22 protein-coding genes, 2 rRNA genes and 2 riboswitches (1 of these 26 running past the window's edge) are annotated in these 24391 nt (G+C 64.6%); of the genes, 6 read left to right on the forward strand and 18 right to left on the reverse strand.

The window, feature by feature from the left end:
- Positions 1 to 58: 58 nt before the first annotated feature.
- A riboswitch (glycine riboswitch) is annotated at positions 59 to 162 on the forward strand.
- A 4-nt stretch (positions 163 to 166) separates the two neighbouring features.
- A riboswitch (glycine riboswitch) is annotated at positions 167 to 272 on the forward strand.
- Between the two features lie 84 nt (positions 273 to 356).
- Positions 357 to 1682: a D-amino acid dehydrogenase gene (locus E5CHR_RS24405; protein WP_162582231.1), complete on the forward strand. Its 1326-nt coding sequence runs from the start codon at positions 357 to 359 to the stop codon at positions 1680 to 1682.
- A gap of 54 nt (positions 1683 to 1736) precedes the next feature.
- On the opposite strand, the gene E5CHR_RS24410 is transcribed toward E5CHR_RS24405, so the two are convergent.
- The 12 genes from E5CHR_RS24410 to E5CHR_RS24465 all read right to left on the reverse strand — a co-directional run bounded on the left by E5CHR_RS24410 (position 1737) and on the right by E5CHR_RS24465 (position 12607).
- Positions 1737 to 3224: an NAD(P)(+) transhydrogenase (Re/Si-specific) subunit beta gene (locus E5CHR_RS24410; RefSeq protein WP_162582232.1), complete on the reverse strand. Its 1488-nt coding sequence runs from the start codon at positions 3222 to 3224 to the stop codon at positions 1737 to 1739.
- Between the two features lie 2 nt (positions 3225 to 3226).
- Positions 3227 to 3559, reverse strand: coding sequence for an NAD(P) transhydrogenase subunit alpha (locus E5CHR_RS24415; RefSeq protein WP_162579642.1), 333 nt, complete (start codon positions 3557 to 3559; stop codon positions 3227 to 3229).
- Between the two features lie 25 nt (positions 3560 to 3584).
- The gene (locus tag E5CHR_RS24420; protein WP_162582233.1) at positions 3585 to 4700 is read right to left on the reverse strand and encodes a Re/Si-specific NAD(P)(+) transhydrogenase subunit alpha; all 1116 of its coding nucleotides are present in this window, start codon (positions 4698 to 4700) and stop codon (positions 3585 to 3587) included.
- Positions 4701 to 4804: 104 nt separating this feature from the next.
- Complete coding sequence (locus E5CHR_RS24425; RefSeq protein WP_162582234.1) at positions 4805 to 5794, reverse strand: isochorismatase family protein; 990 nt, start codon at positions 5792 to 5794, stop codon at positions 4805 to 4807.
- Positions 5795 to 5989: a tautomerase family protein gene (locus tag E5CHR_RS24430; RefSeq protein ID WP_162582235.1), complete on the reverse strand. Its 195-nt coding sequence runs from the start codon at positions 5987 to 5989 to the stop codon at positions 5795 to 5797.
- A gap of 1 nt (position 5990) precedes the next feature.
- A complete protein-coding gene (locus tag E5CHR_RS24435) occupies positions 5991 to 6659 on the reverse strand; it encodes a resolvase (protein ID WP_162582236.1) in 669 nt (222 codons plus the stop codon).
- 11 nt (positions 6660 to 6670) lie between these two features.
- A complete protein-coding gene (locus E5CHR_RS24440; protein ID WP_162582237.1) occupies positions 6671 to 8020 on the reverse strand; it encodes a dihydroorotase in 1350 nt (449 codons plus the stop codon).
- Positions 8017 to 8910 carry a dipicolinate synthase subunit DpsA gene (locus tag E5CHR_RS24445; RefSeq protein ID WP_162582238.1) on the reverse strand — a complete coding sequence of 298 codons (894 nt, stop codon included), beginning with the start codon at positions 8908 to 8910 and terminating at the stop codon, positions 8017 to 8019. The genes E5CHR_RS24440 and E5CHR_RS24445 overlap by 4 nt, the downstream gene beginning before the upstream one ends.
- Positions 8907 to 9998 carry an NAD/NADP octopine/nopaline dehydrogenase family protein gene (locus tag E5CHR_RS24450; protein WP_162582239.1) on the reverse strand — a complete coding sequence of 364 codons (1092 nt, stop codon included), beginning with the start codon at positions 9996 to 9998 and terminating at the stop codon, positions 8907 to 8909. Before E5CHR_RS24450 ends, E5CHR_RS24445 begins: the two co-directional genes overlap by 4 nt.
- 10 nt (positions 9999 to 10008) lie before the next feature.
- Positions 10009 to 10797, reverse strand: a complete 789-nt coding sequence (locus tag E5CHR_RS24455; RefSeq protein ID WP_162582240.1) for an ABC transporter ATP-binding protein — start codon at positions 10795 to 10797, stop codon at positions 10009 to 10011.
- Positions 10794 to 11618, reverse strand: a complete 825-nt coding sequence (locus tag E5CHR_RS24460; protein WP_232062182.1) for an ABC transporter permease — start codon at positions 11616 to 11618, stop codon at positions 10794 to 10796. Before E5CHR_RS24460 ends, E5CHR_RS24455 begins: the two co-directional genes overlap by 4 nt.
- 14 nt (positions 11619 to 11632) lie before the next feature.
- A complete protein-coding gene (locus E5CHR_RS24465; protein ID WP_162582241.1) occupies positions 11633 to 12607 on the reverse strand; it encodes an ABC transporter substrate-binding protein in 975 nt (324 codons plus the stop codon).
- A 202-nt stretch (positions 12608 to 12809) separates the two neighbouring features.
- Here E5CHR_RS24465 and E5CHR_RS24470 point away from each other — a divergent pair, with 202 nt between their 5' ends.
- The 3 genes from E5CHR_RS24470 to E5CHR_RS24480 are packed head-to-tail and all read left to right on the forward strand — an operon-like array spanning position 12810 to position 15104.
- On the forward strand, positions 12810 to 13556 hold the full coding sequence (locus E5CHR_RS24470) for a GntR family transcriptional regulator (protein ID WP_162582242.1): 747 nt from the start codon (positions 12810 to 12812) through the stop codon (positions 13554 to 13556).
- Between the two features lie 25 nt (positions 13557 to 13581).
- Positions 13582 to 14052 (forward strand): RidA family protein, encoded by a 471-nt coding sequence (locus tag E5CHR_RS24475; protein WP_162582243.1) that lies wholly within the window; start codon positions 13582 to 13584, stop codon positions 14050 to 14052.
- Positions 14053 to 14054: 2 nt separating this feature from the next.
- Positions 14055 to 15104: a CobW family GTP-binding protein gene (locus E5CHR_RS24480; protein WP_162582244.1), complete on the forward strand. Its 1050-nt coding sequence runs from the start codon at positions 14055 to 14057 to the stop codon at positions 15102 to 15104.
- Here the strand turns inward: E5CHR_RS24480 and E5CHR_RS24485 are convergent.
- Genes E5CHR_RS24485 through E5CHR_RS24500 form a run of 4 tightly spaced genes read right to left on the reverse strand, consistent with a single transcriptional unit; the run spans position 15069 to position 20082 of the window.
- Complete coding sequence (locus E5CHR_RS24485) at positions 15069 to 16265, reverse strand: amidohydrolase family protein (RefSeq protein ID WP_162582245.1); 1197 nt, start codon at positions 16263 to 16265, stop codon at positions 15069 to 15071. The two genes, E5CHR_RS24480 and E5CHR_RS24485, sit on opposite strands and share 36 nt — an antisense overlap.
- The gene (locus E5CHR_RS24490) at positions 16265 to 17704 is read right to left on the reverse strand and encodes an amidohydrolase family protein (protein ID WP_162582246.1); all 1440 of its coding nucleotides are present in this window, start codon (positions 17702 to 17704) and stop codon (positions 16265 to 16267) included. Before E5CHR_RS24490 ends, E5CHR_RS24485 begins: the two co-directional genes overlap by 1 nt.
- 36 nt (positions 17705 to 17740) lie before the next feature.
- Complete coding sequence (locus E5CHR_RS24495; protein ID WP_162582247.1) at positions 17741 to 18880, reverse strand: M24 family metallopeptidase; 1140 nt, start codon at positions 18878 to 18880, stop codon at positions 17741 to 17743.
- Between the two features lie 41 nt (positions 18881 to 18921).
- Positions 18922 to 20082, reverse strand: coding sequence for a mandelate racemase/muconate lactonizing enzyme family protein (locus E5CHR_RS24500; RefSeq protein WP_162582248.1), 1161 nt, complete (start codon positions 20080 to 20082; stop codon positions 18922 to 18924).
- 160 nt (positions 20083 to 20242) lie between these two features.
- On the opposite strand from E5CHR_RS24500, the gene E5CHR_RS24505 reads away from it, so the two are divergent.
- Positions 20243 to 20539 carry a hypothetical protein gene (locus E5CHR_RS24505; RefSeq protein WP_162582249.1) on the forward strand — a complete coding sequence of 99 codons (297 nt, stop codon included), beginning with the start codon at positions 20243 to 20245 and terminating at the stop codon, positions 20537 to 20539.
- A 154-nt stretch (positions 20540 to 20693) separates the two neighbouring features.
- Positions 20694 to 21092: a hypothetical protein gene (locus E5CHR_RS24510; protein WP_162582250.1), complete on the forward strand. Its 399-nt coding sequence runs from the start codon at positions 20694 to 20696 to the stop codon at positions 21090 to 21092.
- Positions 21093 to 21680: 588 nt separating this feature from the next.
- Here the strand turns inward: E5CHR_RS24510 and rrf are convergent.
- Both rrf and E5CHR_RS24520 read right to left on the reverse strand, forming a co-directional pair.
- Positions 21681 to 21793 (reverse strand): 5S ribosomal RNA (gene rrf / locus E5CHR_RS24515).
- Positions 21794 to 21910: 117 nt separating this feature from the next.
- A 23S ribosomal RNA gene (locus E5CHR_RS24520) occupies positions 21911 to 24391 on the reverse strand (it continues 390 nt past the right edge of the window).

Below are 24391 nucleotides of genomic sequence, written 5' to 3' on the forward strand. Positions count from 1 at the left end.
GATGCGGGTACCCGGCGCGCAGAAGCGCTTGGCGGTGCGGGCCGCGCCCTCTACAATCTGCCTCACTGCAGGAGAGCGGGCCGCTGCGAGGCGGCCCCACCGAAGGCGCAAACTCCCATAAACGCTCAGGTCCGCTCGCAACAACGAGCCTGTACTGCATCAACTGTCAAAGCCGTCTGGAGAGCCATCACACCACGTGATGCACCGAAGGAGCAAACCCGCTGCGGGCGCAGCGGGCGAATCTCTCAGGTACCGAGGACAGGGGGAGCGGCAACTTGGACGCATGGTCCGGTTGCTTTCTTTTCGAGCTTCCGTTTCCGTTGCGTTCGAGCGCTGCAACCTCAAAGGTGCATGAAATGCGCGTGATCGTTCTTGGTGCCGGCCTGCTCGGCGTGACTTCCGCTTACTACCTCCAGCAACTCGGCCACGAAGTGACCGTGGTCGACCGGCAGGCCACACCGGCTGCCGAAACCAGCTTTGCCAATGGCGGCCAGATCTCCGTCAGCCACGCCGAACCCTGGGCCAACCCGAGTGCGCCGCTCAAGGTGCTGCAATGGCTCGGCAAGGAAGATGCGCCGCTCCTGTTCCGCATCCGGGCAGACATGCGCCAGTGGCTCTGGGGCCTGCAGTTCCTGCGCGAATGCACGCCGGCGCGCACGCGCCACAACATCGAGCAGATCGTGCGGCTGGGCACCTACAGCCGCGAAACGCTGCAGCAGTTGCGCCGCGAAACCGGCCTTGCCTATCACCAGCGCACCCAGGGCATCCTGCACTTCTATACGACGCAGAAGGAATTCGATGGGGCGTTGAAGCCGGCTGAGCAGATGCGCGCGCTGGGCTGCGAGCGGCAGGTGATCTCGGCGGACAAGGCGGTGGAGATCGAGCCCGCACTGGCCCACATCCGCTCTCACCTGGCGGGGGCTACCTACACGGCCGAGGACGAATCAGGCGACGCCAACCGCTTTGCGCGCGAACTGGTCAGGCTTGCGTCCGCGGCCGGCGTGAACTTCCTCATGAGCCACACCGTGACCGCGCTGCGCGAATCCGGCGGCAGCATCGACCATGTGGAAGCGACGGACGACGAAGGCCGCTTCCAGCGCATCCGCGGCGATGCCTTCGTGCTGGCGATGGGCTCGCTGAGCCCGCTGTACGCCGCACCGCTCGGCATCAAGCTGCCGATCTACCCGGCCAAGGGCTATTCGGTGACGCTGCCTGTCAAGGACGCATCGAAAGCGCACCAGGTCTCCCTGACCGACGACGAATACAAGCTGGTGTTCTCGCGCTACACCTCCGAGAGCGGCGACCGCCTGCGCATCGCCGGCACGGCTGAGCTCAATGGCTACGACCGCGACCTGAACCGCGTGCGCTGCGAAGCCATCGTGCGGCGCGTCGAAGAACTGTTCCCGGGCGCCGGCGATACCCGCCAGGCCCAGTTCTGGACTGGCCTGCGGCCGGCAACGCCGAGCAACGTGCCGCTGATCGGAAAAACAAAGCTGCCGAACCTGTTCCTCAACACCGGCCATGGCACGCTGGGATGGACGCACGCCTGCGGCTCGGGCAAATCGATCGCGCGCATCGTGAGCGGGCTCGCGCCCGAGGTGGACTTCGCGTTCACCGGGCTGCACGACGGGACGAAAGGCATCCGGCAGCCTGCCTCATCCACCCCTTGGCTGCAGCGCTGACGACCTGCCTGCTGCACGCACGCGGTTCAACACGTGCGTGCAGCTTGACTGCTCTTACTCGATCGCCTTGCCCATGTCCTCGACCACCTTCTTGGCGTCGCCGAAGACCATCATGGTCTTGTCCATGTAGAACAGCTCGTTGTCCAGCCCGGCATAGCCCGCGGCCATGCTGCGCTTGTTCACGATCACCGTCTTGGCCTTGTAGGCCTCCAGGATCGGCATGCCGTAGATCGGCGTGCCCTTGGTGAGCGCGGCCGGGTTCACCACGTCGTTGGCCCCCAGGATGATCGCCACGTCGGCCTGCGCGAACTCGCCGTTGATGTCCTCCATCTCGAACACCTGGTCGTAGGGCACCTCGGCCTCCGCCAGCAGCACGTTCATGTGCCCCGGCATGCGCCCGGCCACCGGGTGGATCGCGTACTTCACCGTCACGCCCTTCTCGGTGAGCTTCTGCGCCAGCTCGTTGACCGCGTGCTGCGCGCGCGCCACCGCCAGCCCATAGCCGGGCACGATGATCACGGTCTCGGCGTTGGAGAGCATGTAGGCCGCGTCGTCGGCGCTGCCGCTCTTGACCGGGCGCTGCTCCTGGGCCGCGCCCGTGGCCGTTGCCGCCTCGCCGCCGAAGCCGCCCAGGATCACGTTGAAGAACGAGCGGTTCATCGCCTTGCACATGATGTAGCTCAGGATCGCCCCCGAGCTGCCCACCAGCGAGCCCGCCACGATCAGCATGGCGTTGTTCAGGCTGAAGCCGATGCCCGCGGCCGCCCAGCCCGAGTAGCTGTTGAGCATCGACACCACCACCGGCATGTCCGCCCCGCCGATCGGGATGATGATCAGCACCCCCATCACGAAGGCCAGCAGCAGCATCAGGAAGAAGGCAGTCCAGCTCTCGGTGGCCATGTACACCAGCCCCAGGCCGATGGTCGCGAGCCCCAGCACCAGGTTGAGCATGTGCTGGCCCTTGAACTGCACCGGCGCACCCTGGAACAGGCGGAACTTGTACTTGCCCGAGAGCTTGCCGAAGGCGATGACCGAGCCGCTGAAGGTGATGGCGCCGATGGCCGCGCCCAGGAACAGCTCCAGCCGGTTGCCCGCCGGAATCGCCCAGCGCGCCAGGCCGTCGACCACGTAGGCACCCTCGGGCGTGTTGCCCCCGATGAGCGCAGCCACCGGAGGCGGCGTGATGCCGAAGGCCCACGGCTCGACCACGGCCGCCACCGCGATGAAGACAGCCGCCAGACCGATCATGCTGTGGAAGAAGGCGACCAGCTCGGGCATCTGGGTCATCTCGACAGTCTTGGCGCGGTAGGCGCCGTAGCCGCCGCCCACCACCAGGCCCAGCAGCACCCAGGCCATGCCCTGGCCCCTGCCGCCGGCGAGCTGCACGATCAGCGCCGCGGTGGTCAGGATGGCGATGGCCATGCCGGCCATGCCGAACATGTTGCCGCGGATCGAGGTGGTCGGATGGCTCAGGCCCTTGAGGGACTGGATGAAGCAGACGCTGGCGACCAGGTACAGCAGCGTGACGACGTTCATCGACATGGTCAGTGGCCCCCCGCCTTGGCCGCTGCAGCAGCCGGGGCCTTCTTGTCCTTCTTCCTGAACATCTCCAGCATGCGCCGGGTGACGAGGAAGCCGCCGAAGACGTTGACCGCTGCCAGGGCCACGGCCAGCACGCCCATGCCCTTGCCCAGCCAGGTGGTGGTGAGCGCGGCCGCGAGCATGGCGCCCACGATGACGATGGCGGAGATGGCGTTGGTCACGGCCATCAGGGGCGTGTGCAGCGCGGGGGTGACGGTCCAGACCACGTGGTAGCCCACGTAGATGGCCAGCACGAAGATGATCAGGTTGATGACGGTATGGGATACCGGGTCCATGGCTTTCTCCTCGTTCGGCTTGTTCTTACTTGCGGGTGAGCTGGCCGTCGCGGCTCATCAGGCAGGCAGCGACGATGTCATCTTCGAGATCGATCTTGAAGCCGCCCTCCTTGGGGAGCACGAGCTTGAGGAAGTCGAGCACGTTGCGCGCGTAGAGCGAGGAGGCGTCGGCGGCCACGAGGGCGGGCAGGTTGGTCTCGCCCACGAGGGTGACGCCGTGCTTGACGACGGTGCGCCCGGGCTCGGTCAGGGGGCAGTTGCCGCCTTGGGGGGCGGCGAGGTCGACGACGACGGAGCCGGGCTTCATGGCCTTGACCATGTCCTCGGTGACGAGCACGGGGGCGGGCCGGCCGGGGATGAGCGCGGTGGTAATGACGACGTCGGCCTGGGCCACGCGCTTGGCGACTTCGGCTTTCTGGCGATCGAGCCAGCTCTGGGGCATGGGGCGGGCATAGCCGCCGACGCCTTCGGCGGCTTCCTTTTCTTCCTGGGTCTCGTAGGGCACGTCGATGAACTTGGCGCCCAGGGACTCGACCTGCTCCTTGACGGAGGGGCGCACGTCCGAGGCCTCGATGACGGCACCCAGGCGCTTGGCAGTGGCGATGGCCTGCAGGCCAGCGACGCCGACGCCCAGGATGACGACGCGCGCGGCCTTGACGGTGCCCGCAGCGGTCATGAGCATGGGAAAGAAGCGCTGGTAGCGGTCGGCGGCGATCATGACGGCCTTGTAGCCGGCGATGTTGGCCTGGGAAGAGAGCACGTCCATGCTCTGGGCGCGGGTGGTGCGGGGGGCGGCTTCCAGCGCAAAGCCGGTGAGGCCGGCCTCCGCGAGCCTTTGCAGGCCCTGGGCATCGAAGGGGTTGAGCATGCCCACCACCACGGTGCCAGGCTTCATGAGCGCAGCCTCGGCGTGCGTGGGTGCACGCACCTTCAGCACGAGCTCGCAGGCAAAGGCGCCAGCGGCATCGGTGATCTCGGCACCGGCACCCTGGTAGGCGGCATCGGTGAGCGACGCAGCAACGCCGGCGCCGGACTGCACACGCACCGTGTGCCCCTGCGCGACAAGCTTCTTGGCCGTCTCCGAAGTCACGGCCACTCGGGTTTCGCCGGGCACAGTCTCGGCCGGCACGCCTATCAGCATGGGGAAGTCTCTCTCGTTGGATCACACGCGGCGATGCATCGCCCGCAGGGCATTGCATCGCTGGCAGAAGGAGCCCACGCCCACGCGGCGGCGGGCAATGAAGCTCAGGCCGTCACGCCGACCTGGTACAGCTCGACGCGCGTGCCGTCGGGATCGGTCACGTAGATGGTCAGGCCGTAGGGCCCGTCATGCAGGTCCTGCTGGAACTCGACATCCGACTTCTTGAGCTTGTCGCGCAAGGCTCGCACGTCGTTGACCTCGAATGCGATGTGGTCGATCTGACGATGCGACGGCGCGCGCCCGGCCACGACGGCCATGCCTTGGTGAAAGGCAGTGAAGGGACGACCGTCCGCAAGCGGCTTCGCCGGCCGAATCGAAAAACCCAGCTGGTCGACATAGAAGCCGACCGAGCGCGGCACGTCCTGCACCATCAGCAGCATGTGGCCGAAGCCGAGCGTGCGCGGGGCCGCCTTCTCTTCGACCCACGCCCGCATCTCCTTCGAATCGGAAATTTCGCAGAAGTATTGCTTCCAGACCTTCTTGGCCGTCTGCTCCCACTCGCCGTTGACGCCCGAGATGCAATCGTCGAGCGCGACCACGTCGTAGTCCCGCAGATAGGCCTCGCGGATGCTGGTCTCCACGCACGCATTGGTGGTAGTGCCCGCCACGAACAGGGTGCGAGTGCCCAGCATCTTCAGCATCATCTCCAGCCGCGTCTCGTAGAACGCGCCGAAGCGGTGCTTGCGGATCACATAAGCCGGATTGACTGCAGCGAGCGCCTTGAGCTCCTCGACGATCTCCTCGTCCCAGCTTCCCGCAAGCGCGGAAACCTGCTTTCGCCGCGAGGTGTGGCCGGCGAGCTTCTTGCGGGCCCGGCTCGCATCGACGGCGAAGTGTTCCTGCACGGTCCAGATCACCGGAATGCCGGCGGCCTGGCAGCGGGGGATCAGTTCGGCCAGCGTCGGCACGATCGCCGAGAGGCGCTTGGTGTCGACGCCCGAGATGCCGAGCGTGCCCTTGTCGTGGATGAATGCGTTCTGCAGGTCGATGACCAGCAGGGCCGAGGTGCGGGGATCGAGGTTGTCGAGGGTCATTTATTTTTCCTTCATGTCGATGCCGAGCACGCCATTGCGCCCCCAGCTGTCCTTGGGCGTGTCGTGGATCACGACGTGCAGGTGATCGGGCTTGCAGTCTGCATGGTCGACCATGGCCTGCGTGATGGCCTTGACCAGGTTGCGCTTCTGCTCGACCGTACGGCCTTGCCACATCTCGACGATCACGAATGGCATGTCATTTCTCCTTGGGTTGGTTGCTGGCCCATCGGGGCACCGGCGGCGAAAAGCCTGTGACGAAATCGCTGCTGGCCCGGTCTTCTCCGCGCACGAGCCAGAGCGGACGGGTCGTGTAATTGATGAGCGGCTGCTCCTCCATCGCGACCCAGTTCGCGAGCGCCCGGCCGTCGCGCACGAAGTGGCTCGTCCCCGGCATGTAGCGAAGGACATAGAGCGGCGACGCCAAGTCCAACGCAGGCAGATCTTCCGCAACCCGTGCGAGGTCCACGCAGGCCAGCGGCCGCGCCGCGGCCACCAGCACCACCGCACCCGCCAGCGGCATCGCCGGCCAGTAGCGCCCCTCGCGGCCTTCCTCCACGAAGCGCTGGTAGGCCGCGGCCTCCAGGTACAGCTCGGTGTCCCACAGGACGATGTCGGGGCCGACCAGCGCTTCCACGCCGTCCACGACCGCGGGGTCCTCGCAGAGGTCCAGCAGCAGCCAGGGATCGACCAGCGGATCTCCGTGGCGCCAGGGGTTGTGGAGGCCCGACAGCCGCTCCCGCCGCGGGCGCCGCGCACGCTGCGCGAGCTCGAGTGCAGCATCGTTCAGCGCGTCGAGACGCTCGCCGAGACTGCGCGCGACAGGCGCGGCACTGCCCCTGATCGGCGTGTCCAGTCCGGTTTCCATGTGGCGCGCCGTCAGGCCGGAACGGTGAGGCAGCGCCCGCGGCCGAAGTGGCTCTCGTCGACCACGCCGTTCTCGTAGAGCACCGCACCGCGGGACACGGTGAGCACCGGCCAGCCCTTGAGCTTCCAGCCTTCGTAGATGCAGGTGCCTTTGCCGGTGTGCTCGACGGTGCGCTCCTCGTCGAGGTCGACCAGCACCAGGTCGGCATCGAAGCCGACCTCGATGTTGCCCTTGCGCGGCCAGAGGCCGAAGCGGCGTGCCGGATTGGCGGAGTTGATCTGCACCAGCCGCGACAGCGGCAAGCCGCGCTGGTGCACACCGAAATGCAGCATCAACGAGAGTTCCCAGGGGAAGGACACCACGCCCGGCAGTTCGGTCCAGAGGTCTTCGAGCTTCTTCGGCAGGAAGGGCACATGGTCGGTGCCCAGGCTGTAGACCGAGCCGTTCAGCACGCCGCGCCAAAGGCCCTCCTGCTCTTCCTTGTCGCGCAACGGCGGCGAGATCTTCGCGCGCATGTCCAGGTCACTGTCGTAGGCGGTGCGCGTCAGGTAATGGGGGCAGGTCTCGACCGTGACATGCACCCCGCGCGCCTGCGCCTCGGCGGCGAGCACGGGGCCCATGCCGACGGAGGTATGGACCAGATGCAGCGAACAGCCGGTGCGCTCGGCCAGGAAGATCATGCGGCGGATGGTCTCCACCTCGCAGAAGGCGGGGCGGGATTCGGTATAGGCGCCCAGGTCCTGCCGGCCCGTCGCCTTGATCTCGTTCTTCAGCCACGAAGCAATCTGCGTGTTCTCGCAGTGCACGTTGATCAGCGCGCCGGGAATCTTCGACAGGATGCGCATCGCCGCGTACACCCAGCCGTCGGTCGCGGGAACGATGCCAATCGGGTTGTCCGGCTCGTAGCCGAAGTAGCACTTGAACGAGCGCACGCCGGTCTTGGCGACGATCTCGGGGATTTCGGCGATGTGCTCCTCGCGCTGGATGCCGAAGTGGAACCCGAAATCGATCATCGAGTTCTCCTCCCCGACCGCCTTGCGCTCCTCGTAGAACGGCAGGTAGGAAGGCTTCAGGTTGCGGATGTACAGCAGCGCCGTGGTCACGCCGCCCGATGCTGCGGCCGCCATCTCCGTGCGCATGTCTTCGGCGTAGGGGTATTTGACCCCGAGGTGGCAGTGCGGGTCGATGACGCCCGGCATCAGCACCCGGCCACCAGCGTCGATCTCGCGATGACCCTTGGGCAGGGCGCTGTCGGCGCCCGTCATGATGATCTTTCCGTCCTTCACGGCCACGCCGCCGTGGAACTCCCCGTCATGGCGCACCACTCGCGCGTTGCGAATCACCAGATCGGCTTGGCTCATTGCTTTCTTTCCTTCAGGATGTTGTCGATGCGGCGGTGCACGCCGCTCCATTGGCTGCGGCCCACCGTAATGGGTGCGCGTGCACCGAGGCCGCGCGCCCAGACGAACCTGAGCCCGAGTTCCTGCGCGGCATCGCGGTCGATGCCCCCGGGGGGCGCGGCCAGGTCGACCAGCAAGGCATGCGGGGGAAGCCTCCGGAGATGCTCGCGCCCGAGCACGCGCGCCGGCACGCTGGTGATGACGATGTCGGTGCCGGGCAGGACGTCCGCCAGGGCGGACAGCTCGTGCGACTCGGCACCCGCCGCATGCGCAGCGGCGCGCTGCACGGCATTGCGTGCCGCGACGTGGACGCGTGCGCCGAGCGCCAGCAGCGTGCGCGTGACCAGGGTCCCGATGGTGCCCTGCCCCACCAGGCACACCTTGGCCTTGTGGATGGTGATGTCGGTGTTCTCGATCAGCACCTTGAGCATGCCCTCGACGATCGCCGGGCCGCGCAGCAGCATCAGGTCCTCGTCCCACTCGTACTCGTGCAGCGTGATGCCGAGGGCCTCGCAGTGCGCCTTGAGCTTGGGGTCGGCCCAGCCGAGGACGATGTGGCCCGGACGGCGCATGGCGCCGAGCATGGCGGCGTCGGGAATGATGCGCTCGGCGCACTGGGGCGCGAACAGCGCGCCGTCGGGTGCGATACCGGGGATCGGGAACAGCGCGATGTCGGCGCCTTCCAGCGCCTCGCGCGCGTTGGCGGTGTGGCGCACCCCTTCGATGCCCTGTTCGGGCCACGGGAAGCCATAGGCCCGCACCTCGGCTCCCGCGGCCACTGCGCAACGCGCGATCTCCTGTTCGCGTCGATCGCCGCCGACGATCGCGATAACGGCCTGGTCCCAGTTCATGGCTGCTGCCTCACATGTTGTAGAAGTTCATTTCTGGACATTCCCGCGATGCCCATTGCACCGGCGGTGCGACCGCCCTGGGCATAGTCGATGCCGACCAGCGCCTGCGCCAGCGTAAAGAGCGATCGCGCCACCGGCGTCGCCACGCCGGCGATGGCCGCCAGCTCCAGGAAGGGCAGCAGGCCATGCCCGAAATCCTCGCGGTAGTAGCGATGCTGGAGCGAGTCGGGGCCCTTGATGCGCCTGTTCGCTTCGCCGCCGGCGATCGCGGCCATGAAGTCCTGCGTGTCCTCGACGGAGGACTCCACGGTGCCGATGAGCTTCATCTCCTCGATGAGGTTCGGCAGCCGATGACCGAAGGCAGCGGCAACCGCCAGGCGTTCGTCGTCGAGTGCGCGCATGGTGCGCGAGACGCCGGGAGTCATGGCCTGGACGTAGAAGGTGAAATCGCCCTGCGTCGCCTCGACCCACGCCGCCGCGAGCACTGCGCCTGGCGGGTGCAGCACCAGGTTGGCATTGGCAAGGGCGGAGGCGAGCACGTCGCCGACCGGCGAAGCGCCGGGAAAGAGCATGCAGGCGGCGGCCAGCGCCGCATCGCCGCCGGGCAGCGCCGCCGCGCGGACCTGGCGCGCACGCCCGGTGACGGTCACGCCGTCCGCCTGGTATTTGCGCGCCACATAGGTCAGCGTGGAAAACTCGGCGATCGGCGGCAGGTCGGCACGCACCTCGCGCCACGCGTGGGCGAACTCCAGCGCGCCTCCGGTATGGCCCGGGTTCAGGACGACCGGCCGGTTCGCAGGCCAACCCGCGGTTGCCAGGGCGCGCGCGACCGGCGCGTGAGAAAAGGTCGGCAGCGTGACGACCGCGACGTCGGCGCCGTCAAGGGCCGACTTCAGGTCGGCAGTGATGAGGCGCGGGCGGGCAATGCCCGTGCCCAGCACACCTTCGTACCGCACCCCTTCCAGCGCCTGGAAAGGCGCGAGCGTTGCGGCGGAGCGGTTCCAAAGAACCACCTCGTGGCCGGCCAGCGTGAGTTCGGCCACGGCGGCGGCGCCACCGGCGCCGCCGCCCAGAATCGAAACTTTCATGGTGTGTGCCTCAGTGAGCGACCAGGACGCCCTTGGCTTCGAACATCTCCCGCACTTGCCGCACGTGGTGCTGGAAGGCGGGGTTTTCGTGGATGCCGCTCCAGCGGCGCGGGCGCGGGATGTCGATGGCCAGATCGAGGTCCACGCGGCCGGGCCGCGGGGACATGACGATGACCCGGTCGGCGAGAAACACCGCCTCGTCGATGCCGTGCGTGATGAACAACACCGTGTTGCCCAGCCGCAGCCACATCGACTGCAGGTCCATGATCATCTGCTCGCGCGTCAGCGCATCGAGCGCGCCGAATGGCTCGTCCATCAGCAGCAGGCCCGGCTCCTGGATCAGGGCGCGGCAGATGGCCACGCGCTGGCGCATGCCGCCCGAGAGCTCGAACGGGAACTTGTTGTCGAAGCCCGCCAGGCCCACCTGCGCCAGCAGCTCGCGCGCACGGCTCGTGGCGGTGGCCCGGTCCTTGCCCTTGATTTCGATGGGCAGCAGCACGTTGTCGATGATGCTTCGCCATGGAAGCAGCAGGTCCGACTGGAAGACCACGCCCGCCTTGGGGTGCGGCTTGACGACCTCGTCGCCGTCGATGCGCAGGCGGCCGGAGGACACCGGGGTCAAGCCCGCCAGCAGCGACAGCAGCGTGCTCTTGCCGCATCCGCTGGGGCCCACGATGGCCACGAAGCTGCCGGGAGCGATGTCGAGGTCGACCCGATCGAGCGCCTTCACATCGTCGCCGGCGCGCACTTCATAGGTCTTGGAGACACCCTCGATCCGCACGTTGGCTGCATTGCTCATTTGGCACTTTCGCGTTGATAGGAAACCTTGGACTCGACCAGCGCCAGCACGAAATAGAGCAGCACGCCGAGCAGGGAGATGGTGACGACGGTGGCGAAATTCAGCGTCGTGTCGAACTGGGAGTTCGCCTGCAACTGGAGATAGCCCAGGCCCCGTTCCGCGGCGATGTACTCGCCGATGATGGCGCCGATGACCGCCAGAGAGATGGCCACCTTCAGGCCACCGAAGATGCTCGGCATGGCCGCCGGCAGCCTGACCTTGAAGAAGGTCTGCCATTCCGTCGAGCCCATCGAGCGGACCATGTTGACCAGGCCCTTGTCGAGCGACTGGAGACCCACCACCGTCGAGATGACGATGGGAAAGAATGAGATCAGGAACGCGAGGCTGATCTTGGGCCACCAGCCATAGCCGAGGTAGAGCACGAGCAGTGGAGCCAGCGCGATCTTGGGCACCGTCTGCAGCGCCACGAGCAGCGGATAGACGGCGCGCTCGAACGCCTTCGAATAGAAGATCGCCAGCGCCAGGGGAATCCCTATCAGCACCCCGGCGAGGAAGCCCGCGAGTACTTCGAGCAGCGTGATGTACGAATGGGCGGCCAGCAGATCGAAATCCGTCACGATCCGCTTGCCGATCGCAAGCGGCGTCGGCAGCACGAATTCGGACAGGCCCAGCAGCGGGACCGAGAACTGCCAGACGAGCAGGATGACCATGGCGAGCAGCACGGAGGCGTAACGCTCCGTGAAGCTGCCGCCGGCGCCTTTCTTCCTGGTCTTGGGCGCGGTGGGCATCGGTACGGCTTGGGTGTGATTGAGTTCAGTCATGCGTCGGGCTTTTCTTACTGAGCGGGCAACAGGTCGTTCGTAAAGAAGGTCTCGACGGGCTTGGGTGTCCCGATCGCCTCGTCCGTCTTGAGAAGGTCCAGCGCCTGCGAGATGGCCTTGGCATCGATCCATCCGACCGGCTTGCCGGAAGCGGCGGGAACTGCGTCCATCGTCGCGCGCACCTGCGCCTCCACGACCTCCGCTGGCGGGCTGCCCTCCCAGGTTTTCATCAAGGCTGCCGCTGCTGCCTTCGGGTCCTTGCGCGTCGCGGCGATGCCTTCGTTGACCGCCGCCAGGTAGCGCCGCAGGACGTCGGGTCGCTTGGCGATGGCCGCATTGCTCGACACCGCGGCCAACCCGGGAATTGCAAGGCCATGCTGCGCCAGGTCGAGGACCGGGAATTTGGTGCCGACCTTGGCCTCGAGCACCGGAAGGTCGCTCGTGCGGTAGACGCTCACCGCGTCGACCTGCTTCTGCAGGAATTGCGGAACGCGCGACTGCGCGTCCATCTGGATCTTCTTGACCTTTGCGCAGTCGATGCCATTGACCGCACAAAAGACGGACAGGTAAGAGGTGCCGGTTTCTCCGACCGAGTGGGCGATGGTCTTGCCTTCCAGGTCCTTCGGCTGCGCAATGGGCTTGTCAGGCTGCGAGATCAGCACCACCGGCGTACGGGGGTGGTAGAGCGCGACGATCTTGACCGGCATGCCTTTCTGAATGGCAGAGACCGCGAAGATGGCGGGCATCACCACGACATCTTCCTGTCCTTGCAGCAAAGCGCCCAGCGCGGCAGGCGCCCCGGCGCCCTCGCCCATGCGCACGGCCAGGTTCTTGGATGCATAAATGCCCTGCTCCTGGGCCAGGTAGAGGTGCGCGTACTCGCCCTTGAGCTTCCAGCTGAAGCGCACGTTCACCGGGTCCGTCGCCCACGCGGCGGAGGTCGAGACCAGGAGCGCTGCCAGGGCAGCCTTTCTGAGATGTGAGCTCATGGAAATGCCGGATCGCAGGAGTCGCATGGAATACCGCCCGTGAGGTTGAGTGAGTAAAGAAACCAGCCCTTGCCCTCATAGCCCCAGAGGCTTAGGGTTCGGATGGCGTGGATGTAGACTCGTCTTGATCACAGAGTGTGATCACAGCTATAATCACACACAATCGGGTTAACCCTCATCACGGCAACCAACGGGAGAGTCCATGGAACAGATCGCCGAACGCCTTCGACAACCCACCTCCGAGGCACCGAGCAAACGCGCACGCGGCAGCGTCCCCGAGGAAGTGTTCCAGCGACTTCGGCGCGGCCTGATGGTGGGTGCCTTCGCGCCCGGCCAGGTGATGAGCCTGCGCAAGCTTGCAAGCAGCTTCGGCACCAGTCCGATGCCGGTCCGGGACGCGTTGGCACGGCTGGTGGTGATCAATGCGCTGGAGGCCACTGCCAGCGGATCTGTTCGCGTACCGAGACTCACGCCGAAGAAACTGAAGGAGCTTTTCGCGGTGCGGGAGCTGATCGAGGGCATGGCGACCGAGATGGCGTGCCGCAATTGCACGCCGGTGTTGCTGAGCACGCTGACCGCGATCAACGATGAGTTGCTCGAGGCCATCGCGAGGCGCAATCTGCTCGGCTGCCTGTCATCGAACCAGCGCTTTCATTTCACGCTCTACGAGGCGTCGGGCACCGAAGTCGTCATGCCGCTGATTGAATCGTTGTGGCTGCAGTTCGGCCCGACGATGTACCTGTCGCTGCTGTCGCCGAGTACTCCTTGGGACGCTTCGGCACACGTCGAGATCCTCGAAGGCCTGCGCACCAAGAAGCCCGCGATGGCCAGGCAAGGCGTGCTGCGCGACATTCGCAGCACGGGCAGCACGCTCGCCCCTGCCCTCAGCGAGCCGAACGCCGACGACCTGCTCTCTGCCCCGCTGGACGACCTCTATTTCGGCAACTGACCCCTACTCCCAAGGACACCAGAGAATGACCCCCCAAGGAATTGAAGCACGCCTGGCCCAACTCGGCATCGAATTGCCGAACGCCGTTGCGCCGGCCGCAAACTATGTTCCGACACGCAGGAGCGGCTCGCTGATCTACATCGCAGGCCAGGTCCCGACCGCCGGCGGCAAGGACCAGTACGTCGGCAAGGTCGGTCAGGATGTTTCGATCGAGGATGCTCAGAAAGCAGCACGCCTGTGCGCGATCAACATTCTTGCCCAGCTGCGTACGGCGTTGGGCGGCAGTCTGGATGGCGTCGCGGGCTGTGTGCGCCTCGGCGGCTTCGTCAACGCCACGCCCGAATTTGGCGACCACCCGAAGGTGATCAACGGCGCCTCAGACCTCATGGTCGAGGTGTTCGGCGATGCGGGCAGGCATGCGCGCGCTGCCGTCGGCTGCAACTCGCTGCCGCGCAATGTGGCCGTCGAGGTCGACGCGATTTTCGAGCTGGCCTGACGATGACGCCCACCGCGCCCGAGGCCGACAACCGCGTGCCGATCCACGTGCTGACGGGCTTCCTCGGCAGCGGCAAGACCACCCTGCTGCGCCATCTGCTGGGCGATCCCGGCCTGGCGGACACTGCGGTGGTCATCAACGAGTTCGGCGAGACAGGACTCGACCACCTGCTGGTGCGCGAGGTGGCCGAGGACGTCGTGCTGCTGAGTTCCGGCTGCCTTTGCTGCTCGGTGCGCGACGACCTGGTGTCGACGTTGGCCGAGCTGAACGCGCTGATGGGCGCCGGCAGGATTCCCGCATTCACCCGGGTCGTGGTCGAGACCACCGGGCTGGCCGATCCGGCGCCGATCATGCAGGCGATCCTGAGCGAAGCAACCCTTGTGTCCTGGTCCCGCCTGGGCCTGGTGATCACGACCGTAGACGCCGTCAACGGCGAGCAGACGCTGGGCCGGCATCGCGAGGCCAGGCAGCAGCTGGCAACGGCCGACCGGCTGATCCTGACCAAGACCGACCTGGTCGGAGAAGCCGAAGGCGAGGCGCTGCGCGGCAAGCTCCGTGCGATGAATCCGTCGGCGAGCCTGCTCGTGTCCCGCAAGGCGCAGCTGCCCGCGGCCGACATTCTCCGGGAGCCGGACGGGCCATGGAGGACGCCTGCGCCGCCCCAGCTCGGCCCGATCATCGACTCCGTCATCGGTGCGCAGCCGAAGGCGCAGCCGCAAGGGCACGGGGGCTCGCACGACGATGCGATCAAGACCTTCACGGTGGCGCTTCGGCAACCGGTGGACTGGCCGGCCTTCGTCGAGTGGCTGGAGCTGTTGCTCGCCAGCCGCGGCGATTCGATCCTGCGCGTGAAGGGCCTGGTGGCCCTCGACGATGACGAACGCCCAGTGGTCGTCCAGGGCGTGCAGCACGTGCTCTACCCGATCGAGCGCCTGCCGGCGTGGCCGCAGGCGACCACGGCGCCGGGTTGGATCGTCTTCATTGCGCGCGACCTGACGCAACGGGCGATCGAAAACTCAATCTCCAGCGTCTACGAGACCCGCGTGGCCTGACAGCGGCGCACTCGCACCGGCGATGGCATCGATGGTGCGCCCTCGGCGCAGCAGCACTCGCCCGTCTGGGCGCCTCGCGAGCGCGTCGTCGAAGGACGATGCCGGGATCAACAGCAGGTCCGCGACGTCGCCTGGCTCGATGCGCCGCCGGCCGCCGCAGACGAGCGCAGCAAGGTCCTGCGCCGCATCGACGTGCGCGGCCATCGCACCGACGAAGCCGGTCTCGAGCATGTCGCCGTCGCCAAAGGGAAAGAACCAATCCCTGACGTTGTCGGTGCCGAAGCGCACCGCCACGCCCGCCTTCAGTGCCTCCAGGACCGGCGCCAGTCCGCGCAGGCGCGGTGCGCCGTCGCCCCGCGACTGGAGGTACAGATTGAGTTCAGGCAGCACCACCAGCACGATGCCCGCCTCTGCCATCCGGTCCAGCAAGCGCCGGACTTCGTCGCGCGGCATGGCCGAAAGCACGCAAGCATGGCTGACCGTGACACGGTTTTGCAGCCCACGCGTCAAAGTGGCGTCCACCAGTTGATGGATCAGCGCATTCGACGCTTCGAGGTGTTCGTCGAGGTGGATGTCGAGTGATACCTCCAGCGCGAGCGCCGTGTCCAGCAGTGCCTCCAGTGCGGCCTTGGGTCGGGCACTGAGCGCGGGGACGGCACCGATGAACGAGGCGCCCCGCTCTACCGCCTCGGCGAAGAGTGCCCCTGTCTCCGGCTGGCTCGGATCTGCTGCCGCACTCGCAAACGCGACGACCTCGACGTCGAGCGACGTGCGCACTTGCGCCGCAGCCGCCAGCACGCCTTCGACAGCGACCATACCGCTGACGGGATCGACATCGGTATGTGTGCGCAGCGAACAAACGCCATGCGCGATCGACCTGTCGAACAGCCTGGCGGCCCGCGCGCGCACGTCCTCGATGCTGACGTTGGCCCGTTCGCGCTTCGCCGAGGCCACGGCATCGCTCAGGGAAGCCGGTCGCTGCGATGACGCCGCATACGCCCGGTTCGCGTGGGCGTGCAGATTGACGAGCGAAGGCATGGCCAGCCAGCGTGGCGCCGCTGCACTGGCGGAGGGCGAAAGGGCTCGTACGCGCTCGCCCTCGATCTCCAGGTCGAAACTGCCGGCGCGGTCGATCAGCGCAACGGAGCGGATGACCCGCATCAGTTGCCGCTGTCGTACAGCGTGGTCGTGGTCTCGACGTTCTCGTCGTGCAGGCCCGCACGCTCGACGGCCGCAGCGGCGAGCTCCCTGGCCCTGCGGCGCAGCGCCGGCTCGTCCACACCATGCACCTTGCCTTCGCTGTAGAGCGCCTTGCCGTCGACCCAGGTCTGCGTGATCGAGGCGGTCGACGCCGAGAAGACCAGTGCCTGCAACGGATCATGGAACGGGGTCCACTCGACATGATCGAGGTCGAAGAGGATGAAGTCGGCCTTCTTCCCGACTTCGAGGGAACCGATCTCGTGGTCCCACATCGCGGCCTTGGCGCCTTCGATGGTGGCCGCGCGCAGCGCCTGGCGAGCGGTGAACACGTCGGGCTTCATGCGTGCGTCCTTGAACATGCCGGCGACGATCAGCATCTGGCGCATGAGGTTCATGTTGCCGGCCGCCGATACGCCATCGGTGCCCAGTCCGACGGTGACACCAGCGGCGACCATCTCCGGATACTTGCCGATCGCGGTCGCACCCTTGCCGAGCTTGAAGGACGAGCACGGGCAGAACGCGACCTTGGCACCGCGACTCGCCAGCAGCTTTACTTCCTCGTCGCTGACGGCCGCGCCGTGCGCAATGACGAGGTTGGAGCCGATACCGCCAGCGCGGTCGATGCGCGTGATCGGCCAGCAACCGTACTTGTCTTCGCAGACCTTCGCCTCTTCGATGGAGGTCGCGAGGTGGTAGGTGGTGCCGACGCCGAGCCGCTCGGCCAGTTTCTGCGCGCCGACGTGGAGTTCCAGCGTGCAGGGCTCCTTCCCTTCGATGTTCACCCAGCATCGCACGCGGCCGTCGAGGGCGCCGTCGTATTTGCGCACGCAGGCCTCCAGTTCAGCCAGGGCGGCCTCGGCGTTCGGGAAGAAGTGGTGCCGCGCCATCTCTTCGGTCCACCCTCGCGGCAGCTCGGGGGGCGGATTGTCCGCCGCATGCCGGCCAGTTATGCCGCGAATGCCGGTCTTCTCCATCGCCCGGACAGTGATGCCGGGGTCGTATTGCGACCCCATGTCGATGAAGCAGGTGGTGCCATTGCGCAGCATCTCCGTGATGCCAAGCAGCGCTCCCCAGTACTCGTCTTCCTCGGTGATGTGCGCGTAAAAGGGCTTGGCCCAGTGGAAGACCCAGGCCCTGGTGTTCAGGTTGTCGGGGAACACGGCGCGCGACAACGTCTCCGACAGATGAACGTGGCTGTCGACGAAGCCAGGGCAGATGCCGAGCATGCGCCCGTCCATCACTCGGTCGAAGTGCTCGCCGCGGTGCCGTGCCGCGACGTCGGCAGCGGGGCCGATATCGACGATGCGGTCCTTGTCGACCAGGATGCTCGCGTTGCGCACCACCGTGTCGTCGGCGTCGACGAGGAATGCGAAATCAAGGTGCTCGATGAGCGTGCGCATGAAGATCTTCCCAAGTTGCAGTTGTCGGGTCGCCGCTCAGCCGTTGATGACCAGTAGCTTGTCGGTGTTGGCATAGTCGGAGAGCAGCTCGCAGCCATTGGCCGTGACCAGCAGCATGTCCTTGTTCTGCATGCCGAAGCCGTGCCCCGTTTCATAGCACAGCGGCTCGAAGCCAAGCACCATGCCTTCTTCGATGAGCGCGTCGCTTCCGGGCCGCCCCAGCACCGGCGTCTTGCCCAGGTAAGGATCCTCGTGCAGGTGCAGGCCGATGCCGTGGCCGACGAAGGAGATCGGCGGCAGGTCCATCTCGGAGAGCTTGGCGATGAAGGCGTCGTAGATGGCGCGACAGCTCGCGCCGGGCTTCACCATCTCCATGATCTGGTATTTGCAGTCCACCAGGTGCTGCCAGATGGCTTCGGCCTTCGGCGGCGCTTCGTGCACGACGGCAGTGCGGCACACGCCCGCCTGGTAGCCGTCGATCACGGAAAAGATCTCGACCCGGCAGACGTCGCGCGGCTTGAGCCTGCGATCGCTCGGACCGACATTGGGCAGCACGCTGCGCTCGCCTGTCGCGATGATCATGAGCTTGAAGTGTTCGGCCCCCAGTGCGTACACATTGCGCGTGAGGTGCCCGGCGATGTCCATTTCCGAATCGCCTGCCTTAACTGAGGCGAGCGCATCGGTGATCGCTTGGTCGGCGATGCGCGATAGGCGACGCAGCAGCGCGATCTCGTCAGGTGTCTTGATCTGGCGCAGCCGCGCGAGGATCTGCTCGCAGTGCTCGAAGCGCGCTTCGGGGAGCGCCTTCTGCAGCCGCGCCAAGTCCCCAGAAGGCAGGTAGTCCATCTCGATGCCGATGCGGCCGCGCGCAAGACCCAGCTTGCTGAGTTGGTCGGCCAGCACAAGCATGGCGTCGTCGGTGAACTCGGCCCAGATGCGTGTCGGGACGTCCGCCGCGCGGCGCCTCACAGTACTGGCTTCCATGTCGACGGAGAACAACTCCACGCGTGCGTCGGACGTGACGATGGCCATCGCGTGGCGGTGCCTGATCAGCGGCTGCGACGGGACGACGAAGCCGGTCGCATAGGCATAGTTTTCGGGGGAGCACGACACCATGGCGTCGAGTCCGTGCTCGGCGATCGCCTTGACTTGCCGCTCGATGATTGCATTGCGCATCTGGAAACCCTCAATGAATGTTTGTGTGTCGGCAGCGGCGTTCAGTCGCGCACCGTGTACTTTTCGACCTTGGCGAGATCGACGTCGATGCCCATGCCGGGCGCGGTCGGCACCTCGATGCCGCCATCGACCAGTTGCATGGGCGCGACGATGAGGTCGTCGCGGTAATAGATGCCGCCGACCTGGCCCTTCTGCCACTCGGCGGGCGTCGACACGGGGACTACGCAAGACAGCGTGGCCGCCGGCGCCGCGGCGGCAAGGTGGATGTTGGCGAGGTTGCCGACCCCGGTCTCTACCGAGCCGTTGACGTTGCAGATGATGCCCGCCGCGCGGCACACGGCCGCGACCTCCATCGCTTTGTAGAGCCCCCCCGGCTTGGTGGTGTAGATTGACACGATCTGCGCTGCGCGCTGCTCGCTGATCTGGATCGCATCATGCGCATTCCAAGCCGATTCGTCGGCCATCACGGGCGGATCGATGGCACGTGCGACCTCCGCGATGCGCTCAATGCCCATCACCGGCTGCTCGACATACTTGAGCCTGTACGGCTCCATCGCGCGCACGGTGGCGATGGCCTCGCCTGGCGTGCGATAGCCTTCGTTGGCGTCCACGCACAACTCGACCGAATCGCCCACCGCGGCCCTGACGGTGCGCACCATGTCGATGTCGCGCTTCGCATCCACGCCGATCTTGATCTTGATCGTCTTGATGCCTTCGGCCGCAACCTGCGCGACCTCTTTCTCGGCCTCGGCGATCGGGATCAACCCGATCGAGTGGGTCACCATGATGCGCGAGCGCGCCTTGCCGCCGAGCAGCATGTGCACCGGCAGGCCGAGCCAGCGGCCCGTGACGTCGTAGGCGGCAAACTCGACCGCGGCCTTGGCATAGGGATAGCCGCGGATCACTGCGTCCATACGGGCATGCATCTCGGCAAAGTTACCCAGTTCGACCCCGACAAGCGCCGGCGCGAGGTACTTCTCGATGACCGTGTTTGCAATCGCCGTGGACTCGCCGAAGTAGCGGCCGAACTCGCCGCCCCAGTCCTTCAATGCAGGAGCCTCGCCCCAGCCGATCCGGCCGTCACTGTCGACTATGCGTGTCAGCAGGTAGCGGCCGATGGACTCCGTCAGCCCCGTCCATCTGTGCTCCCGCCGCGTGGGAAGTTGGACCAATAGCGTGTCTATGGACCGGATTGTCGGCATCAGTGGAACTCCTCGCATGTGTGTCAGGTGCCGGCAGCCCATCTGTCGCACCTTTACTGTGATCACAGTGTGTGATCAAATAATGTGATTGTCAATAGAGTCAGCACCCGCGTGGAATTTCGCGGCAAGACGGCTTGTCTGGGCAAGGAGGCCCTTCGCCATGGTCATTGAGATCACCAACTACTACGCGTTGCCCGGCAGTGTGGAAGCGGTGCTGGCGCAGCGTCGTCTGGCCACCGAGATCCGGGCGCAGCTTGGGCTACCGCCGGGACGGATCTTCAGGAAACTGGAGGGCGCTGGCCCCGATGTAAGGTGGGAGTGCGTTTTCGATTCTCGCGAGGACTATGAGCGCGACATGGCTGCGCGTGGCGCCTCGGGCGAGTTCGCGCGCGCGCGACAGGAAATGCACACACTTCTGGAGCGTTTCGAACGGCACCTGCAAGAAGAGGCTGAGTAGCAATTGAAGGTTTTTGGGTACCGGGGGGCGGAGCTACCGCTGAGGCTGGCTAGCCGTCTCCCACCGCGCCCTGTAGCGCGCGCGACTGCGTGCGCGCGAGCATGAGCCCAGGTCCTCGTAGAACCACCATCGAGCGCAAGACTGAGTAGAGGTGATGCTGCAGCCCGAGCATTTCGCGTTGTCGGCTGATCTGGAGTGCAGCAGGAGCCTTGCCGCGGCGGATATCGCAGCGCCTCTTCATCGGAAGGGACGCGAGGGTTCAGCGGCCGGGCCACCACGCGCTTGTGGCCATCTGCGCCGTGAGGTCCTTGCTCAAAGCGTGGCAACGGTGCGCTACAAGACGCTGCTGGGCGATCAGTTGCAGATCGACTTCGGCACCGTGCGCGTGACGGTGGGCGACGAGCCGCTGAAGGTGCATCTGTTCGTCGCGACGTTGGGCTACCCTCCGGCACCTTCGTTGCCATGTTCCTGCACGAGCGCCAGTCGGCGTGGCTGCAAGGCATGGAATGTGCCTTCAGGCACCTCCAAGGCACGGCGAAGGAGGTGCTCGTAGACAACGCGAGCCTCCGGCGCAGCGCTTCGAGCGCGACGAATGCCAGGCGCTTGCGCCGTTCGCCGCGCGGGCTCCCTTCCTGCAGGTGAGCGAGCTCACCCGGCGCGTCACAGCGACGCCTGCATCGAGTTGGACACCGATCGCTTCAGCGTGGCACGGAAGCTCGAGAGCGTGGCCGTCGTCGCGGCCGAACGGCTGGTCCGGGTCCTTTACGCGGGCTAAGAGGTCGCCTGCTATGCGCGCTGCGCTTGGCGTAAATCCAGTTTGGTAGGGTACATGGTCCTCGTCTTCTTGGGCATGAGCCGGCAGTGCGCCGTGCCGAGCACCATCGCTCGATCGTGCTCATACATTACGTCGCATTCGTGAGGACTCGGCCCTTGCTGGCAGCCGACCTAACATTGCAAAGCCCGCCTTCGTCAGATGTGTTGTTCATCAGTTCGCCCCTTGCATACGATGAAGCGTGTCAGCGGCTGGCTGGGTTGAGGCTGTAGTTGATGGCGTTGGCGAGCGACAGGGGGTGCGGGCAAAGGGGCGGGCTAAAACAAAAAAGCCCAACCATTGCTGGTTGGGCTTTTCGTGGCTGTAAGAGCCTGACGATGACCTACTTTCACACGGGAACCCGCACTATCATCGGCGCTGAGGCGTTTCACTGTCCTGTTCGGGATGGGAAGGAGTGGGACCACCTCGCTATGGTCATCAGGCATAAAGGGTAGCCATCTTGGTGTTGAGGTCAAGATGGCGAATTCATAGAGTTAAATCAGCTTGGTATTTGACTGCGTCACTTGGCATAACACCTTGATCAGGGAGATCAAAGTTATAGGGTCAAGCCGCACGAGCAATTAGTATCGGTTAGCTTAACGCATTACTGCGCTTCCACACCCGACCTATCAACGTCCTGGTCTAGAACGACTCTTCAGGGGGCTCGAGGCCCCGGCAGATCTCATCTTGAAACGAGTTTCCCGCTTAGATGCTTTCAGCGGTTATCTCTTCCACACTTAGCTACTCGGCAATGCCACTGGCGTGACAACCGATACACCAGAGGTGTGTCCACTCCGGTCCTCTCGTACTAGGAGCAGGCTTCCTCAAATCTGCAGCGCCCACGGAAGATAGGGACCAAACTGTCTCACGACGTTTTAAACCCAGCTCACGTACCTCTTTAAATGGCGAACAGCCATACCCTTGGGACCGGCTACAGCCCCAGGATGAGATGAGCCGACATCGAGGTGCCAAACACCGCCGTCGATATGAACTCTTGGGCGGTATCAGCCTGTTATCCCCAGAGTACCTTTTATCCGTTGAGCGATGGCCCTTCCATACAGAACCACCGGATCACTATGTCCTGCTTTCGCATCTGCTCGACTTGTCAGTCTCGCAGTTAAGCACGCTTATGCCATTGCACTATCGTCACGATGTCCGACCGTAACTAGCGTACCTTCGAACTCCTCCGTTACGCTTTGGGAGGAGACCGCCCCAGTCAAACTGCCTACCATGCACTGTCCCCGATCCAGATGATGGACCTAGGTTAGAACCTCAAACACACCAGGGTGGTATTTCAACGTTGGCTCCATGCAATCTAGCGACTGCACTTCAAAGCCTCCCACCTATCCTACACAGATCTGTTCAAAGTCCAATACAAAGCTACAGTAAAGGTTCATGGGGTCTTTCCGTCTTTCCGCGGGGAGATTGCATCATCACAAACATTTCAACTTCGCTGAGTCTCAGGAGGAGACAGTGTGGCCATCGTTACGCCATTCGTGCAGGTCGGAACTTACCCGACAAGGAATTTCGCTACCTTAGGACCGTTATAGTTACGGCCGCCGTTTACTGGGACTTCAATCAAGAGCTTGCACCCCATCATTTAATCTTCCAGCACCGGGCAGGCGTCACACCCTATACGTCCACTTTCGTGTTTGCAGAGTGCTGTGTTTTTAATAAACAGTCGCAGCCACCGATTTTTTGCAACCCTTTCATGCTCCGTTGTTCACTTCACACTAATAGGGCACACCTTCTTCCGAAGTTACGGTGTCAATTTGCCGAGTTCCTTCTCCTGAGTTCTCTCAAGCGCCTTAGAATACTCATCTCGCGCACCAGTGTCGGTTTGCGGTACGGTCGTGTGCAGCTGAAGCTTAGTGGCTTTTCCTGGAACCTCGTTCAGTCACTTCACCAGCAAGCTGGCTCGATCGTTGGCCTCGGTATATGTGCGCCGGATTTGCCTAACGCACGCCTACTTCCAACTAAACCGGGATATCCAACACCCGGATGACCTATTAAGATCCGTCCCCACATCGCACTACACATCGGTACAGGAATATTGACCTGTTTCCCATCAGCTACGCATCTCTGCCTCGCCTTAGGGGCCGACTCACTCTACGCCGATGAACGTTGCGTAGAAAACCTTGCGCTTACGGCGAGGGGGCTTTTCACCCCCTTTAACGCTACTCATGTCAGCATTCGCACTTCTGATACCTCCAGCACGCTTTACAACGCACCTTCACAGGCTTACAGAACGCTCTCCTACCACGCACAGTAAACTGTGCATCCGCAGCTTCGGTAACTGGCTTAGCCCCGTTACATCTTCCGCGCAGGACGACTCGATCAGTGAGCTATTACGCTTTCTTTAAATGATGGCTGCTTCTAAGCCAACATCCTGACTGTTTTAGCCTTCCCACTTCGTTTCCCACTTAGCCAATTTTAGGGACCTTAGCTGGCGGTCTGGGTTGTTTCCCTCTTGAGTCCGGACGTTAGCACCCGGTGCTCTGTCTCCCAAGCTGTACTCGTCGGTATTCGGAGTTTGCCTTGGTTTGGTAAGTCGCCATGACCCCCTAGCCAAAACAGTGCTCTACCCCCGACGGTAATACTTGAGGCACTACCTAAATAGTTTTCGGAGAGAACCAGCTATTTCCAAGTTTGTTTAGCCTTTCACCCCTATCCACAGCTCATCCGCTAGTTTTGCAACACTAGTCGGTTCGGACCTCCAGTACCTGTTACGGCACCTTCATCCTGGCCATGGATAGATCACTTGGTTTCGGGTCTACACCCAGCGACTAGACGCCCTATTCGGACTCGATTTCTCTACGGCTTCCCTATTCGGTTAACCTTGCCACTGAATGTAAGTCGCTGACCCATTATACAAAAGGTACGCCGTCACCCTTGCGGGCTCCGACTTTTTGTAAGCATGCGGTTTCAGGATCTATTTCACTCCCCTCCCGGGGTTCTTTTCGCCTTTCCCTCACGGTACTAGTTCACTATCGGTCGATGATGAGTATTTAGCCTTGGAGGATGGTCCCCCCATCTTCAGA

It is taken from the genome of Variovorax sp. PBS-H4, assembly GCF_901827205.1.
GTDB lineage: Bacteria > Pseudomonadota > Gammaproteobacteria > Burkholderiales > Burkholderiaceae_C > Variovorax.

Coding starts and splice junctions, on each gene's coding strand:
- E5CHR_RS24445 (WP_162582238.1), bottom strand. CDS start 8,910: ATGAACTGGGACCAGGCCGTTATCGCGATCGTCGGCGGCGATCGACGC.
- E5CHR_RS24415 (WP_162579642.1), bottom strand. CDS start 3,559: ATGGACCCGGTATCCCATACCGTCATCAACCTGATCATCTTCGTGCTG.
- E5CHR_RS24480 (WP_162582244.1), top strand. CDS start 14,055: ATGACGCCCACCGCGCCCGAGGCCGACAACCGCGTGCCGATCCACGTG.
- E5CHR_RS24410 (WP_162582232.1), bottom strand. CDS start 3,224: ATGTCGATGAACGTCGTCACGCTGCTGTACCTGGTCGCCAGCGTCTGC.
- E5CHR_RS24495 (WP_162582247.1), bottom strand. CDS start 18,880: ATGCGCAATGCAATCATCGAGCGGCAAGTCAAGGCGATCGCCGAGCAC.
- E5CHR_RS24450 (WP_162582239.1), bottom strand. CDS start 9,998: ATGAAAGTTTCGATTCTGGGCGGCGGCGCCGGTGGCGCCGCCGCCGTG.
- E5CHR_RS24485 (WP_162582245.1), bottom strand. CDS start 16,265: ATGCGGGTCATCCGCTCCGTTGCGCTGATCGACCGCGCCGGCAGTTTC.
- E5CHR_RS24465 (WP_162582241.1), bottom strand. CDS start 12,607: ATGAGCTCACATCTCAGAAAGGCTGCCCTGGCAGCGCTCCTGGTCTCG.
- E5CHR_RS24430 (WP_162582235.1), bottom strand. CDS start 5,989: ATGCCATTCGTGATCGTCGAGATGTGGCAAGGCCGTACGGTCGAGCAG.
- E5CHR_RS24440 (WP_162582237.1), bottom strand. CDS start 8,020: ATGAGCCAAGCCGATCTGGTGATTCGCAACGCGCGAGTGGTGCGCCAT.
- E5CHR_RS24405 (WP_162582231.1), top strand. CDS start 357: ATGCGCGTGATCGTTCTTGGTGCCGGCCTGCTCGGCGTGACTTCCGCT.
- E5CHR_RS24505 (WP_162582249.1), top strand. CDS start 20,243: ATGGTCATTGAGATCACCAACTACTACGCGTTGCCCGGCAGTGTGGAA.
- E5CHR_RS24460 (WP_232062182.1), bottom strand. CDS start 11,618: ATGACTGAACTCAATCACACCCAAGCCGTACCGATGCCCACCGCGCCC.
- E5CHR_RS24475 (WP_162582243.1), top strand. CDS start 13,582: ATGACCCCCCAAGGAATTGAAGCACGCCTGGCCCAACTCGGCATCGAA.
- E5CHR_RS24500 (WP_162582248.1), bottom strand. CDS start 20,082: ATGCCGACAATCCGGTCCATAGACACGCTATTGGTCCAACTTCCCACG.
- E5CHR_RS24470 (WP_162582242.1), top strand. CDS start 12,810: ATGGAACAGATCGCCGAACGCCTTCGACAACCCACCTCCGAGGCACCG.
- E5CHR_RS24420 (WP_162582233.1), bottom strand. CDS start 4,700: ATGCTGATAGGCGTGCCGGCCGAGACTGTGCCCGGCGAAACCCGAGTG.
- E5CHR_RS24455 (WP_162582240.1), bottom strand. CDS start 10,797: ATGAGCAATGCAGCCAACGTGCGGATCGAGGGTGTCTCCAAGACCTAT.
- E5CHR_RS24425 (WP_162582234.1), bottom strand. CDS start 5,794: ATGACCCTCGACAACCTCGATCCCCGCACCTCGGCCCTGCTGGTCATC.
- E5CHR_RS24435 (WP_162582236.1), bottom strand. CDS start 6,659: ATGGAAACCGGACTGGACACGCCGATCAGGGGCAGTGCCGCGCCTGTC.
- E5CHR_RS24510 (WP_162582250.1), top strand. CDS start 20,694: ATGCTGCAGCCCGAGCATTTCGCGTTGTCGGCTGATCTGGAGTGCAGC.
- E5CHR_RS24490 (WP_162582246.1), bottom strand. CDS start 17,704: ATGCGCACGCTCATCGAGCACCTTGATTTCGCATTCCTCGTCGACGCC.